Raw genomic sequence first — 15,307 nt, 5'->3', positions numbered from 1 at the left:
TTATCGTTCTTTACTGCTGGTCGGGCCACGTGCCGCCTTCGTCGCCGCCTCCCACGTACTTGTTGTAGTACATCGGATAGGCCGCTTCGCTGCGGTTCGCCTCCTTGCCGTTTCCGTAATAATATCCGTATCCGAAATCCGGGTTGTTCTTCACATTGTCGAAACCTACGGAGTTGCCCTGCGTATCCTTGCCGTCTTCCCATTGGTTGAAGATCATCGAGTCGGGATTCCACTCCTGAAGATAAGGATGGAACAGAATCCAGTCGGGTACGTCGCCCGTCAGGAAGTTCAGGTTGATGGCGAATACTTTGGCGTAAGGCAGCACGCACAGCACCTCGCTGCCCTTCACCTTACGGTTCATGCCGGGAAGTACCACCTCGCGGTCGGTGAGCAGCCAGCGGCAGGTGTCCTGCAACAGCGGATACTTCTCTTCCGCCTGCGGCGTCTCCTTGTAGGTCACGAATCCGGCGGCGGCCATCTCTTCGTCGGTCGGCAGGGAGCCTTCGAAGAGTTCGTACGACAAGCTGAGCTCTTCCAGCGCATCCCACTTCAGCAGGTCGATAAACGCCTGTCTGTCCGTAGTCAGATTCTGATACATTCCGAGTTCTCCGCCGGTAAGCTCTTCCCGGTTTTCCGTATTCAGTTCGCCGGTCGTATCGTTGCGGCGGTTGCCGGAAAGTTTCAGCACCTTGAGTTTCGGGAAGTTGGTCTTGTTCACGACCGTCGTGATGTCGGTCAGCTTCGCGAAGTTATTGGCGCCCAGATCGAGTTTCTCCAACGTCTGTCCCAACCGGACGAAGTTCGCCGGCAGACCCTTCAGACCGTAGGAATTCACCGTCAGGTTCTTCAGGTGTTCCAGTTCCCCGATCTCCTCGCCGAGGTCCATCTCCCGGATCTGACGGTTGGTGTTGCTTTGAAGCGTAACCGATTCGAGGTATTTCAGATAACGGATCTCACGCGGGAAAGTCTCGCCTTCCTGAAGGTTGAACATCGAGAACGTCACGGAACGGACGCGGCCCACGGCCTCTTCGGAAGGTTTGTCCTCGTCGGTCTCCTCCCAAAGCGTCACCACGTCCCAGTTGGTCATGTTCTCGCTCGTATCCCACGAAATCATGCTCTGGATCTTCTCGTTGATCATCACCACGGCCAGCGAGTCGCCCGCACGGTCGTCCGTAATGCGCTGTGCGGATTCCTGAGTCACGGTAATATATACCTCTCCGGTCGGATTGCCGTCCTTATCCACCAGTTCGACATCCGGATCGGTCGGGACCAGTTTGATCTTCGCGATACGCGTATAGGGAATCGTGTTCATCTCCCACGGAATCCGGATGTCGAACGACCGCGGGCGATCCTTGCTGTCCAGTTCGGCATTCTGTTCCTCCGCGCTGGGAATCTTTATGCCGTCCATGCGGATCCAGTTCTTCAGGTCGCTCTCCGACAACGACGCCTGGTCCTCGGGCGTCAGTTCCTCGCCCAGTTCATACTCGACCGCCGGATCGACCTCGAAAGCCACATTGGTCGTAATCGTGGCGTCGATGTAACGATCGTCATAGGACGCCGAACTCTCGATCTGCACCTCCGGCTTTCTGGGCAGAATCTGTTTCCCATAGCCGAACTGCGTAATATTGATGATTTTCCGCTCGCTTTCGTCGTTGCGGTTCATGATGCGGACCTGCGCCGTGCGGGAGCCCGCCTCCAGCGTGGAGTCGATGACGAACGTCACCTCGGCCGACCCCGTGCCATTGGCAGGCGTCGTGGACACGAAGAACCTGGAAGAACTGGTAACCCATTCGAGATCGTCCGATGCCGTGACCAGAACCGTCTCGTGAATGCGGTCGGGACCCACGAGGATCTCCTCGCGGTCCACTGTCAGCGAATCGCCGGAGATCGTCGGCCCGTCCTCGTCTTTCTGGCACGAAGCCAGCGCAAATGCACCGAGGACCAGACCATACACTATCTTATTCTTGAATTTCATCCGATTCAGTTTTTATGTTATACGTCCTTACCGCTCGATATCCAATGCATCGCAGCCTTTGATATCCTGCGTCTTGTCGTAGATGAGCAGCCACATTCCCTGCTGGATGAGCGAGCAGACCGCCGACACGTCGAGCGAGATGTTCGGGTTGTCCTTCACCTCGACGATCCACAGTTTCGAGGTCATCGCCTCGTTGACCTTGCGGATGTCGTTCCCTCCGATCTGCAACTGCAACAAACTCGGACAATTCGTAATACCCTCGGGCCACTCGCGCAGGATGCGGTTGCCCTGCTCGTCGCGCTGGTGGCGGACGCCGATGGCCTGGAGCTCGTAGCAGTTGAGCACGTTGGTCGGGAACTTCGCGCACCGGTTGTAGCTGATGTCGAAACCCTGTAGGTAGGGAATCGTCGTGGCCCGGAAATCGTCGGGCAGCTCCGAGAGCCGGTTGAACCGCAGGTCGATCGAGGTGATCAGATGCGTGTTCTCGCCCTGCAGATCGCCCTCTTCGATCTCGGCCAGCATATTGGCCATCAGGTTCAACGTCGTGATCGGAGATCCCGTCGAGAAGAGCTGCTTGGGAAAAACGCTGATCCGGTTGTTCGAAAGATTGAGCTCGCTGGTATTGATACCGTTGAAGTCGTCATCGAACGCCTTGCCGTCCGTCGCGCCGAGCTGGTTGTTCGAGAAATCCACGCTGCCCATCACGTATTTGGATTTGGCGTCGAAGATGTTGGGAATCTTCTTCAGCTTGTTGTGCGTGAAACTCAACGTCTCGGTTTCGTTCGTGAACCCGCAGAACTCGGAGGGAATCTCCTCGATTTCGTTGTAGTCGAGGCTCACCTGCGCCAGCTTGATTTCCGTACCGAAAGCATGCAGTTTCTTCACACCGCTGTGGATGCAGTCGATCATGCCCAGCTTCTTCATCCTCCGCAGCACGTCCGATTCGGGAAACTCCGGCAGGTTGTTGTAGCTCAGGTACATCATCTGAAGCTTGGCGGCCACGGCCGTCTGGGTCTCGTTGTCGCCCATGACGAGACGGCGCCACTCCCTGCCCATGTCGGCGATTCCCTTGTTGCACGCCACGTTGAGCACCTGCAGTTCGGGCAGCTCCCGGAGGAACTCCGGCAGCTCGGTGAAATTCGGGTTGTTGTAGAGTTCGATATCCGTCAAATCGGTCAGGTCGCCCCATTTCCAGTTCTTCGACTCCTCGGCCCACTGCTCACGGTAGGCCGTATTCTCGCCCTGCCAGTCGGTGAAGACATCCCCGGCCTCGATCGGCGCGTTGGCGATGAAGAGCTGCTGCAAATTCTTGAGCCGCATCACGGCTTTCGAGATGGCCGTAATGCCGTTGGTCGTATTGCCTGCCGGCACGTCTTTCGGCTCGATACGGCTGCTCTTGACGATCTTCTTCTGTTTCGGATCGCGGTTGATCACCCACTGCAACATTTCGGAGAGATCCTCGCGCGAATCGCGGCGCACGAACATATCGTAGTAGTGCATCCGCATCTTCTGTTTCTGCGCATCGGTCATGTCCGGATGAATACCGTTCGGACCGAAAAGCTGACCGCCGCCTTGCGCGCCGCCGATCTCTTCGTCATGGGAACCGAACGACAGGATCCGCAATTCGGTCAATTGGCCGATGGCATCGGGGACGACGCCCTTGGCTCCGAATCCGGCCAGCGACAGCGACGTAACACGCCCCTCGCTGTTCAGCCCCACGCCGGGCTGGTCGCCCCACATGTCGATCTCCTTGTTGAAGTTCCAGTTGGCGCCGGCCGGAGAGCCCTCGCCCCGGTAGCTCCAGTTCTTGCCGTCGAGCGCCTCCCATATTTCGCGCAGCGCCTTGTAGTCCTTGATGTTCTCGGCCTCCTCCGAAAGCTGCACCGGAATCTCGGCATCCTCGGTCAGCTCGTTGTCTGCGACCGTGAACTCCTTGCCCTGAAGCCCCATACGGGTATCCAACGCCGTTTTCGTGCTCCCCGATTTGGAATAAACCGTATACGCCGTTACCCGGTACGTTCCCGTCGGCAGCCATACGACGGAATCGCACCTGGCCGTGCCGACATCCTTGTATTTGTCATCGGGATCATCCGCCGAGGGCGACTCTTCGTATTGCTCCTCATAGGTCACTTTCAACTCCTCGAAATCAATCTCGTCCTGCGTGAACGTGTTTTTCACAGTAACGCTCACCAAAGCGATATTGCTGAACAGGAACGATTTGTCCCCGTCGTCGGCAGCGAGCGTCGCAGCAGCACGCCCGATCTCCGGCAGCCCCTCCTTCGTCAGGCGGAACTGCACCATGCCGCGGGCCTGCACGTCGGCCGTCAGGTCCTTCACCGTCAGTCCGTTCGCCACGACCGTGAACGCTTCGTCGATGGGAGCCGCCGCGTTCGGTATCTCCTCATCCAGTTTGTCCAGAAGCCGGTAGCCTACGATCCGATACTCGCCGGCGAGCAACTGCAATTTGTCGGTCCGCAAGCCGAACTCGGCGTTTTCCTCATTGTAAGAGTTCAGGATCAGCGTCTGCGTGATGCTGGTCTCCCCGTAACGGAGCTCGATCTCCATTTTCCGGATATCGCCCAGCTTGTCCGCCCCGGCACGGGTAAACGCCTGCGAAGTCTGCCGCTGCGTCGTCTCCCCGCCGGTATCCTTATCGTAGGATGCCAGTTTGTAGAGCTTGAACTGCACGTATCCGTACTTGCCCGGCTGTAACCCGTCTCCCTCATCGGAACAACCCGATGCCACGACACCCCACAGAAGTGCGCAAAGCGGGAAGAGGAACAGGCGGCTCACTATATTTCTCATTCGATTCATATCGTTCATTCAATTCGGTTTTCCATTCGTGCGGATCAGTCGGTGACCTCCACCACGCATACAGCCTCTATAATCCCGCTGTTCTGATTCATGATGACGACCTGATATCCGGAGGGTTTCCCGCCGTCAGCGATATAGACGCTCCAGAGCGAAACCGTCTGCCCGCCCGTCGTCGGGGCAGAGACCGCTTCGCCGGTGATGCCGCTCACGGGGAAAGCCTCTCCCAGCATCGCACCTTCCGGCATGCCGACGGCCGCGATACCCAGGCGGTTGCTCGCGTCGCCCATCATTCCGGCCGGAACGGTCGCCTTCCAGACGTTCTTATTCGGCATCACGGAAAGCCCGTAGTCCGAAAAGATCGCGTCGCCTTCGGGAGTGTCGCTGATGTTCTCCATCTTAGGCTCGAGTCCCGCACCCATACCGGCGACCTCTTCGAAAGTCATCGCCATGGCCTCCCCGTCGAAACTGGTGTAATAGTAACCGGCGAACGAAACGCTTCCTTCGGGCTCCGCACTCTCCGATCCCTGCGTGAGGTTGGCCATGATATACGTGTTGTAGGCGGACTTGATGTCGTGGGTCGCCTGGTCCCCCTCACTGTCGATGATATTACCCTGGAGATCGTCCTTGATCTCATCGTAAACGGCCTTCGGGAAGATCATCACCGTCGCATTGCGCGGCTCCTCCCCTTCGGGAAGCTCGCTGACCGTCAGCCGGACGCGATTCTTGACGTTGGCATCGGTCTCGCCGGCGATCTTCGAAGTCGTGACCCAATCCAGATCGCCGTTCGCCGAGAAATCATAGTTCTCCTCCGTCGGAGTCCCCCACTGGTCGTATGTCGCCGTGTAGGCGATCTCCACGATCTCAAACGCATCGTTGCGGGTCGTAACGGTGGAAATCAGTTCACCGCCGTAATCGACGCTCTCACTGCCGCTCACACCGCCTTCACCGGTCATCGTCCGCCCGTCTTCGCTCACCGTTACGCTCATGTAACTGGGGTCTAAGATCAAAGCGCCCTCGGCATAGCCCTCATAGTAAATAGGAATGGCGACCTCGGCGACGGTACTGCCGTTCTTCTGGGCCGCGAAAGTGATTACGGCATTCTCCTCTGCCGGGATCGCGTATTTCGGGTTCTTTCCGTCGGCATTGTCGTCCTTGAAACTGACCACATAGTCGTTCGTGCCCGTTAGCGCCGTAACCGTCACCCACGAAGCGGTTTTGTCCGTCAAAACACCAAGCTGGGCACTTGCGTCGTCGATCTCCAGCGTGACCGTCGTCTGGACCGGCGAAGTGATATTCCCGCCCTTGACGAGCAGCGGATTCTCCGTATCGATCACCTTGCCGCTCTCATCCTTCACGATCAGGGACGACGCTCCCTTGCGCGGCCGCGTGATCTCGTAAATCACCTGCGACTTACCGCCCATAGCCATTGTAATCTCAGCGACATCGTCCTTCTCGGAATTTTGGTTGTCATCCGAAACGCGGATCGTAACCGACTGGTCGCCCGCTTCGCCGCTGATCGTGGTCTGCACGAAATCCCCGTCCACGAAACGGCACCAACTGGCGTTGCTGGTCAGTTTCCACTCCGCATCGGCGGAGAACGTCAAAGTCCGGTCCTGCCCGGCATCGACCGTTATCGCATCCTTCTCGGGAAACGTCACATCGCCCGGGCCGTCGTTGTCGCTATCGCTGTCCGAGCAACCGCCGACGCTCAGCGCCATCGCCAGCATCGCCGTCCAGGCCATCGCCCGGCCTATCATTCCATTCAACGTTTTCATAGTCGTATGATTTTTATGATTAATATCCCTGTTCCTTCAGTTTTTCGGCCTCGGCGTCGCTGATCCACTCGATGATATTCACATAGGTTCCGAGCGAACCGTAGATCGAGCCGTCCTTGTTACGCACGATCATCGTGAAATACTGCAATACGAAATTCTCGCACGTGCTGTAATAGGAGGTATAGGTCGTCGGCTGGTACATCACCACCCTGCCGTCGCCGAAGAGCGATCCGATCACCTCGCCGGTCGAACCGCACGCCTGCTCCTCCATATTCACAGCAGGCTCCAGCACGTCGCTGCTGTCGAACGAAATCTCCACGTCGTAGCCGTCGTAAAGGAGGTCGTGCAGCACGACCGTATTCTCCTTGCCTTCGACCGCATCCGAAGTGATCAGCCGCATGGTGTTGGTACTTTGCACGAAGTCCGACATGAAGAACGTCGAGGTGACCGTACAGTAACCCGTGAAATTGTTGATGTCGAACGGGCAGACTTTCTGCATCACCACCTTGGTACGTGTTCCGTAGTGATCCCACTGTTTATCCTCCGGCACGATCAGGTTCAGCGCGAAGCCCAGCGAATCCGTCGCACCGATATTTTCATAGATGCCCTGCACCGGCACATCGACGGCGAGCCGCCCCGCAGGAATGGTCACCGTGCTGGCGAGCAGCCGGAAATGACGCCCCTCCACGGCGTTGCTCTCGCGGTCGACGATCTCCACGCCGACCTTGCGGTCGTAATCCGCCGCCCGGGTAGCGGATACCCGGACGTTGAAGATCTCGTTGCTCTGCTGCACCCCGTACCGGTACATGGTGTCGGCGAACATGAGGTAATCGGGACCCGTATAGGTGAAATCTCCGGTCTTGCAGCCGACGGACAACGCTGTCACCGCAGCCACGACCGCATATTTCATGAATCGTATATTCATCGTATTCATATTCCCAATGTTTATTTGTTACTTTCGTTGGGTTCGATCTCCGAGCCCGGAGCGTCGAGTTCGTGCTGCGGGATCGGCCACACGAACAGCGGATCGTCGGCCTCGACCTTCAGGCTGCTGCCGTTGGAGAGCGACTGTTCCTGCGGCTCGCGCTCGAAGCCCTTGTGCCAGCGTTTGAGATCGTGCAGGCGGAAACCCTCCATGTAAAGCTCCTTCACGCGCTCCTGCTCGATGATGTCCATGGCGTTGTCCGCAGTCATGGACGTCGAGCTGCCGTAGCTGGAGTAACGGGCCGTCCGCAGTTTGGTGATGTCCTTGCCGGCGCTGTTGTAATCGCCCTGCTGCACATAGGCCTCGGCACGGATCAGGTATTGCTCCGAAAGGCGGAACACCTTGGGCATCGTAACGCCGTAGATATTGTTGCTCGTAAACGACAGATTGCCGAAATACTTGGTCAGCAGCGGCCATGTCAGCCCGTGGCTGTAACCGGTGGTCACCTCGCCGAAAATCGACGTGGTACGCAGGTCGTTGCTGTCGTACAGATCGTAAAGGACCCAGTAGGCCGGCACGTAGTCGGGACGGTAGCTCGTATTGTCGTAGTTGGCGAAAACCGTTCCCAGGGCACCGCCGTAGGAGTTGATCGTAAAGGTTATCTGCCAGATGGTTTCGGTCGATACGTCCATCGCCCACATATACTGGTACAGATTCACCTGCGAACCGCTGACCGTCGTATACTGATTGCAACTGGTGAGCGTGTAATAACCGCTGTCGATTACCTCGGTGGCGTATTTCACGGCATCCTCCCAGTTTTTCATGTAAAGGGACACGCGCGCCCGCAGGGCATAAATGGTGTATTCGTTGAAATACCCCGTGCTGTAAAGCTGGGTGTTCGAGGGAGTGAAGTCGTCCTCCAGCTTCAACAACTCCGCAGCCTTGTCGAGATCATCGAGCACGAACTTGTAGGAGTCCTCCAGCGAGGCGCGCCGCATCGGCTCGTCGCCCTTGTAGTGCTTCGTAAGCACGACTCCCGGACGTTCGCCGTCTTTGCCGTCGTTCTCGTAGGCTTCGCAGAAGCATTTGATCAGTTCCGAGTATGCCAGCGCGCGGGCGAAATAGGCTTCGCCGCAACATTGGTCCAGCAGGTCCAGCTCCTCGTCGTCCGTAGTCGCCGCACGGACGGCATCGACACGGTCGAGAACGAAGTTACAGCGGTTGATAACGGTGTACAGAGCTCCGTAAACCGACTCGATCTCCGGATTGGTGGAGAGAATGTCGTTCCAGCGCCAAACGTCGCCGTAAACGCCCGTATTGCCGTTCACGCCATAGACCAGGTCGGTCTGGATATCGGGAAGCAGCGTCAGGTTCCCGGAATAGAGGGAGCTGCTCATGAAGGAGGCGTAAATGCCGATGATCGCCTCGTTCACCTCGCTGACCGTCGTAAGCGCACCGTCCGACGGAATCGAATCCTCCGGATACTTGTCCAAACAGGAGGAAAGGGTGAACGCCGCGGCCGTCAGCACCGCATAGGTTTTTATTTTCTGAATCATCATCGTATGTCGCAGTTTAGAATGTGATGTCGATTCCCATCGTGTATTGGCGCGTGGCCGGATACTGTCCGATGTAGACGTTGCCCGCATACTCGGGGTCCAGTCCGGTGAAATCGGTAAAGGTCAGCAGGTTCTGTCCCTGCAGGTAGATGCGCACGGCCGAGAGGAAGCGGGTCTTGCGCAGCAGCTCCTTCGGGAAAGAGTATGAGATCGTGAGGTTCTTCAGACGTATGAACGACGAGTTCTCGAGGAAACGGTCGTCCTGCTGCGCCACCACGCCGTAACGCGGAATGTCGGTCACGTCGCCCGGCTGCTTCCAGCGGTCGTACAACAGCCGCTTCGACTGGTTGTAGCCCGAATAGTTGCCGTTGTTCTCCTCGAAATAGCGGTCGTTGTTGAAGACCCAGCGGTCGGCCATCCACGAGAATTGAGCCGAGAGCGAGATCCCTTTCCACGAAAGCGTCGTGCCGAAGCCGCCCATCCACGGGGTATTGTACGACTTGCCGGTCATCACCTTGTCCTCCTCGCGGTATTCGGTGGTGATTTCGCCGTCCTTCGTGTACCAGAGGGCATCGCCGTTGGCGGGGTTCACGCCGGCGAAGCGGTTGAAGAAGTACTCGCCGACCTCGTGGCCCACCTGATACTTCAGCCCCGTCGTCGAATTGACGTATTCCGTCACGCCGCCGTAGAGCTCCGTCAGCTTGTTGCGGTTGTAAGAGACGTTGGCGTTCAGATTCCAGACGAAGTTTTTCGTACGGAATACATCGCCGTTCACGTTGATCTCCACGCCGCGGTTGACCATCGCGCCGATATTATCCCAATATTGGCCCTCGCCCGTAACTCCGTAGGACTCCGGCACCAGCATCAGCATGTCGGTCGTCTTCTTGTTATAGAACTCCACTTCGAGATTCGCACGGTCGAAGAAGCCCAGACGCAGAGCCAGGTTCGTGGACCAGGTCTTCTCCCACGTGAGGCTCTCATTACCGCTCTGCGACGGATACGTACCGGCGCTGCCGTCGTAGTTCGGACCGCCGCTCACCAGCGCCAGGTGGTCGAAATTCGGAATCGAGGAATTACCCGACGTACCGGTGCTGAAAGCCACCTGCGCGTTGGTCAGCCAATCGACATTCTGCAGGAAGCGCTCCTGACGGGCGTTCCACATCAGACCCAACGACCAGAAGCCCGCCCAGCGGTTGTTCCTGCCGAAACGCGACGAAGCGTCGGCGCGCACCGAGAAGTCGGCGTAGTAGCGGTTCCGATAGTTGTATTCGGCACGGCCGAAGAACGAAAGATAGGCATACGACGTGGTGACGTCGTTCCAGCTCGAAGCGCGCGTGCCCGACGATACGTTCGTGAGGTGGTCGTTCGTCTGACCGGCGGTCCAAACCTGGAACCCTTCGGAGGTATAGTCCACGCCTTCCTGCCCCACCATGAAATTGAAATCGTGATCTCCGTTGATATTCAGGCGGTAGTTGATCGTCGTGGTTTCCGTGAGGTTCAGAATGTCGGTGGAGCTCCGTCCGGCGCTGCCGTCTCCGTTGTTGATGATATAGCTGGGATAGGATTGCCCGAATCCCGTCGAATGGGAGAAGTCCACACCCAGTTGGGCACGAATCGTGAGGTTTTCGACGGGGGTCACCTCGCCGTAAATCGTCGAGATCAGTTTGTACTTCTTATTTTTCACGGGATTGTTCGCCATGTACTCCAGGGGATTCACGCCCGTTCCCGTCCAACTGCCGTCGCCCTGCGAAGCGATCGAACCGTCCTCGCGGTAGGGATTCCAGTAAGGAAGCATCAGGCGGCAGGCGAAAATGGGGCTCGACAAGGCGGGTTCCCCCTCGTCGGCCTGTTCGGCCTCCTCGTAGGTCAGCATGGTGTTGGTCCCCATCTTGAGCCACTTGGCCACCTTCGCATCGGTATTGGCCCGCAGCGTGTAGCGCCGGAACGAGGAGCTCTGGGCGATGCCCTCGGCATCGTAGAAGCCGCCCGAGACGTAATAGTTCAGGTTTTCCGTGGCGCGATTGACCGACACCTCGTAACTTTGCAGCGGGGCGCTGTCGTTGAAAACGGCATCCAACCAGTTTACATCCGTACGCGAAAGCACGTCGTAGTCCTGGCCCGCGTCCAGCCCGACTTCTTTCTCGAACCGGATGCGCTCGGCGGTATTCATCATGTTCCATTTCGCACGCGCCAGCTGCGAGAAACCGTACTGCGCACGGAACGCCACCTGGGCCTGATCCATGGAATGCCCCCGCTTGGTCGTAATGACCACAACGCCGTTGGCGGCACGGGCGCCGTAGATCGAGGTCGATGAGGCGTCCTTCAGCACCGTGATGGACTCGATATCGCCCGGGTTGATCGCATTGAAATCCGAACTCTCGATGGGCACGCCGTCCAGAATGAAGAGCGGCGAGGTCCCCGAGTTGATCGAGTTCGTTCCGCGGATCTGGAACACGGCCGCCTTGCTCGGTTCGCCCGAATTGGAGATGACCGACAGACCGGGAGCCTGTCCCTGCAACGCCTGATCGAAGGCCGCCGTGGGGGTATCCGCGAACTTCTCGGCCTTGACCGTGGACACGGAGCCCGTGATCGAGCCTTTCTTGCGCACGCCGTAGGCGATGACGACCACGTCGTCGAGCGTCTGGGCGTCGCTCTGCATCTCCAGATTATAGGTCACACTCGTCTTCCCCTGCGGAACGAGATATTCCACGGGCTTGTAACCGATGTACTGGAACGTGAGTTTGGTGCCGGGGGCGACCTGAATCGAATACTTTCCGTCCGCAAGGGTCGTGACGCCGCTCGACGGGCCGGAAATCACACTTACCCCGATAAGGGGTTGCTTGTCCTCCGCGGAGGTGACTACTCCGCTAACGGTGACGGATTTCCCCCCCCCCCTCGGTCCGGACGGCCGCGGAGCTTCGGGAAATCGCGAATACCGTAAATGCAAGCAAGCTTAGTTTGAGTAGAATTCTTTGCATGTAATTAAATTGCTTACGCGGCAAATGTAGAGATTTTGATTCACATAAAAAAGCAGGGGCCTATTTCAATTCTTAACAGAAAATCATGCACACAGCGGCATATCGCGGCGTTTATCGTCCGTTGCGTTTCCGCATCTTTCTAATAAACAGAAAGAAAAATCCGGGTTTCAGTTTTCGGCGGATTCCGAATTTCGGAACGACTTTTCCGGAGATGCGTTATAAAATATTGATCTACCCCCCCCCCGAATATTTTAACAAATTTTAATAAATACTTTGCCGCGATTTTATCCAACAATTCGTAAGATGATGAAAAAGCCCGTCAAAACCGGAATTTTGCTTTCCCTATCACAAGAATATCCCGAAATCGACCCGTCGTTTTGAATAAAATGTTAATCGCTGTCCATTCAAACCGCTGACGGCCGAAAATACGCATCGGAAAACACGTTCGTACAATTTGTAAGCATTATCGCAGAATTTAGTTACTGTTTTTAACATATTTTCTGGAATTACACCGGAAAAAATCGCAAATTTCGCCTCTCAACGAAAAAATAATTTCTCCTTTCCCCCGTACGACGCGTAGAATTCCGCAAAAATCGAACGATTGCAATTTGAAACCGGATTGTTCCCGTATCCGGATCAGCGGACACCGGCGAACTCCAGACGGTCCGGTTTTTTCCAGGCTCCGCGCGTGAAGCCGGGAATCTCGACGGGACGGCTCCCCGCAAGCACCGACGGCTCGCACAACTGCTTTCAGCCGTCCGGACCCGTACACTCCGCAGCCTCCGGCCTCGACTTCTCCCGGAGCACGGCCCGGCTGCGTGCGAGATTCGCCTCTTCCGGATCGCAAAAGGCCGCGGCCTCCACGCTGTCGAGGTACATGAACCGTCCGACGGCGCCGATGCCGCGCATACCCGGCCCGATGAACCCGACCCGGACGGCAGGTATCGGATCGCAGGCGAAGGCTATGACGTCGGACTGTCCCGCCGGGCGTCCCTGCGTACGGTCGCAGCCGGCCGAACAGCCTCAGAGACGGCAAAAGGAAACCGGAGAATTGACAAATTTGTTTTCCGGACGTAAGGGTGACAGATATTTTTCGTGTCATTATCATGAAACAAATGTCCCGCATCGCCGCCCGAACCACGGTACTGCCGGCATTTGCGCAACTGCGACGGCCGTGCAGAAACCATCCCGAACCGAATGAAACGAATCTGAAAACTTCGAGCCTATGTAGAACCGCGATACGATTCCGAAACTTCCGTACACCGGAGCCAGCGCATCCGCGGCCCCGCAAAACGACCATCACGACAGCCGGAACGGAGCGACCGAACGATCGCTCGTCCCGGCGCAAGTCAAACCTTTAACACGAAACTTTTATGAATTTCAGAAAACTGGGAACAATCCTTCCGGGACTTTCGGCCGCACTCATGCTCTCCTGCTCCGACAGCGACACGGGCGATGGTCCCGCAGCCGGCGACGGACTCACGGTCAGCCCCCTGACCATCGAGGCGGTGGCAACGGCCGAAACATACGACATCGAAATCAAGACCAAAGCCCCCTGGGAGGCACAGGCGAACAAGGATTTCATCAAAGTGAGCCCTTCGTGGGGCATCGGCAACGCCACGATGGTCATCACCGTCGAAAAGAACCGCACGCAGGAGGAACGCAGCGCCGTCGTCGTGGTATGGATCGACGAAGAGAACGCCCGGGAGATCACGATCACCCAGGCCGCCGGGACCGAAGCCCCGGCCGGCGAACGCAAATTCTACGTGACGGAAAACGGTTCCACCGACAATTCGGGTCTCCATTGGGACGAACCCACGACCCTCGAATGGGCGCTCGGGGAGGCTGTTGCCGGAGAAGAGATCCACATTGCGGCCGGAACCTATACCCCGACCAAATTCCTGACGGGCACCGAAACCTCCGGCGACGACAACAACAAAACGTTTGAAATCGACAAGAACATCACGCTCATAGGCGGCTATCCTGTCGCTCCGGAGGAGGGCGCCACCGCCGATCCGGCGATCAACAAGACCATTCTCAGCGGCAAACTATCGGAAACGGCGAATGCCTACCACGTCATGGTGATCAGCGCGCCGCTCGCAGAGGGCGAATCGGTAAAAGTCAAAGGACTATACATTCAGGATGGCGTCGCGGTGGCAAAACTCGGCCCCACGGTCAACGGAGAAGCCTGCCAGACCCGCAACGGCGGCGGACTCGTCGTGCAGGGAGCCACCAGAGCCGAACTGGAGGACTGCGTCATCGCCAACAACACGGCAGAGACCCACGACGGCGGCGGCGTATACCTCAAAAAGGCGACAGAGGTGCGATTCACCCGCTGCCGGATCCGTGACAACAAGACGAACGGCGCCGGAGCTCCCGCAGCCGGCATCTGCAACGACTGTTCGGTAGTTTACCTGTACGACTGTACGTTCGAGAACAACCAGGCGGGCGGTAACAGCGCAGCCATTCAGGCGGCAGGAGGCGGAGGCATCACGGCTGAAACCTACGCTTTCAACTGCACGTTCAACAAGAACAGTTCGGGAGTCCTCGGGGACAACCGGGATGCCGCCGGATATTACAGCCTGTGGACCGCCAAAGCAGCCTTTGTGAACTGCACCTTCTACGAGAACAAGGTCATCGGCGGCCAGCGGGGCGGCGCCCTGAACGTGAACTCGGGCGATCTCGACGTCATCAGTTGCACCATCCACAAGAACGACGGAAAGAGCACGGGCGGAGGTGTCCAAATACGCACCGCCGACGCGAAGGTGCGGATCTACAACTCGGTCATCGCGGGAAACATCGCCACGACGGCCGGAATGGAGGATATCGGCTACGACAACGAATCGGCCGCCAGGGCCGTGATCCGCAACTCGGTGGTCGGCGCGGCGGTTTACGACGCCGGCGGAAGCATCGCCGAGGGAGCACAGTTCGATGCGGCGACGATGTTCGGCTCCTTCGGGGACAACGGCGGCCACACCAGCACGATCGCCCTGACCGGTTCGGACAACCCGGCAGTCACGGGCGGCATGAGCGCCAGCGAACTGAGCGCACTGGCGAAGGACACGCTCGTACCCGCGGCCGACGCCGGCCTCGTCACCAAAGACCAGACGGGAGCGGACCGTTCGGGCAGACAAATGGGCGCCTGCGTCCGGTAAGCAAACGTCCACGGGCGCACTACGCTTGTGCCCGTGGACCGTTTCGCCCCGTTCGTATCCCGAAGAACGAAAATTTTGATATATTTGTATCGTTGCCCTTCGCCTGAACGGAAAGCGAAACGATGATAT

8 protein-coding genes are annotated in these 15,307 nt (G+C 57.7%); 1 reads left to right on the top strand and 7 read right to left on the bottom strand.

The genetic code is table 11. The features are described from left to right. Positions 1–10: 10 nt before the first annotated feature. The 7 genes from FME97_RS11030 to FME97_RS12420 all read right to left on the bottom strand — a co-directional run bounded on the left by FME97_RS11030 (position 11) and on the right by FME97_RS12420 (position 12,932). Positions 11–1,975 carry a BACON domain-containing protein gene (locus FME97_RS11030; protein ID WP_141429673.1) on the bottom strand — a complete coding sequence of 655 codons (1,965 nt, stop codon included), beginning with the start codon at positions 1,973–1,975 and terminating at the stop codon, positions 11–13. Between the two features lie 27 nt (positions 1,976–2,002). After that, positions 2,003–4,789, bottom strand: a complete 2,787-nt coding sequence (locus tag FME97_RS11025) for a DUF4458 domain-containing protein (protein WP_141429672.1) — start codon at positions 4,787–4,789, stop codon at positions 2,003–2,005. 35 nt (positions 4,790–4,824) lie between these two features. Further along, positions 4,825–6,564: a DUF5003 domain-containing protein gene (locus FME97_RS11020; RefSeq protein WP_141429671.1), complete on the bottom strand. Its 1,740-nt coding sequence runs from the start codon at positions 6,562–6,564 to the stop codon at positions 4,825–4,827. A 19-nt stretch (positions 6,565–6,583) separates the two neighbouring features. Then, a complete protein-coding gene (locus FME97_RS11015; RefSeq protein ID WP_232522882.1) occupies positions 6,584–7,498 on the bottom strand; it encodes a DUF4984 domain-containing protein in 915 nt (304 codons plus the stop codon). 11 nt (positions 7,499–7,509) lie between these two features. Then, a complete protein-coding gene (locus FME97_RS11010; RefSeq protein ID WP_141430030.1) occupies positions 7,510–9,045 on the bottom strand; it encodes a RagB/SusD family nutrient uptake outer membrane protein in 1,536 nt (511 codons plus the stop codon). 16 nt (positions 9,046–9,061) lie between these two features. After that, the gene (locus tag FME97_RS11005) at positions 9,062–11,875 is read right to left on the bottom strand and encodes a SusC/RagA family TonB-linked outer membrane protein (protein ID WP_232522966.1); all 2,814 of its coding nucleotides are present in this window, start codon (positions 11,873–11,875) and stop codon (positions 9,062–9,064) included. An 898-nt stretch (positions 11,876–12,773) separates the two neighbouring features. Next, positions 12,774–12,932 (bottom strand): hypothetical protein, encoded by a 159-nt coding sequence (locus FME97_RS12420; protein WP_162502082.1) that lies wholly within the window; start codon positions 12,930–12,932, stop codon positions 12,774–12,776. A 464-nt stretch (positions 12,933–13,396) separates the two neighbouring features. Here FME97_RS12420 and FME97_RS11000 point away from each other — a divergent pair, with 464 nt between their 5' ends. After that, entirely contained in the window at positions 13,397–15,178 is a 1,782-nt protein-coding gene (locus tag FME97_RS11000; RefSeq protein ID WP_141429669.1) for a right-handed parallel beta-helix repeat-containing protein, read from the top strand. Positions 15,179–15,307: the final 129 nt, after the last annotated feature.

Source organism: Alistipes dispar (assembly GCF_006542685.1).
Taxonomy (GTDB): domain Bacteria; phylum Bacteroidota; class Bacteroidia; order Bacteroidales; family Rikenellaceae; genus Alistipes; species Alistipes dispar.
This window is presented reverse-complemented; position numbering and strand designations above follow the sequence as displayed.

Coding starts and splice junctions, on each gene's coding strand:
- FME97_RS11030 (WP_141429673.1), bottom strand. CDS start 1,975: ATGAAATTCAAGAATAAGATAGTGTATGGTCTGGTCCTCGGTGCATTT.
- FME97_RS11025 (WP_141429672.1), bottom strand. CDS start 4,789: ATGAATCGAATGAGAAATATAGTGAGCCGCCTGTTCCTCTTCCCGCTT.
- FME97_RS11020 (WP_141429671.1), bottom strand. CDS start 6,564: ATGAAAACGTTGAATGGAATGATAGGCCGGGCGATGGCCTGGACGGCG.
- FME97_RS11015 (WP_232522882.1), bottom strand. CDS start 7,498: ATGAATACGATGAATATACGATTCATGAAATATGCGGTCGTGGCTGCG.
- FME97_RS11010 (WP_141430030.1), bottom strand. CDS start 9,045: ATGATTCAGAAAATAAAAACCTATGCGGTGCTGACGGCCGCGGCGTTC.
- FME97_RS12420 (WP_162502082.1), bottom strand. CDS start 12,932: ATGCGCGGCATCGGCGCCGTCGGACGGTTCATGTACCTCGACAGCGTG.
- FME97_RS11000 (WP_141429669.1), top strand. CDS start 13,397: ATGAATTTCAGAAAACTGGGAACAATCCTTCCGGGACTTTCGGCCGCA.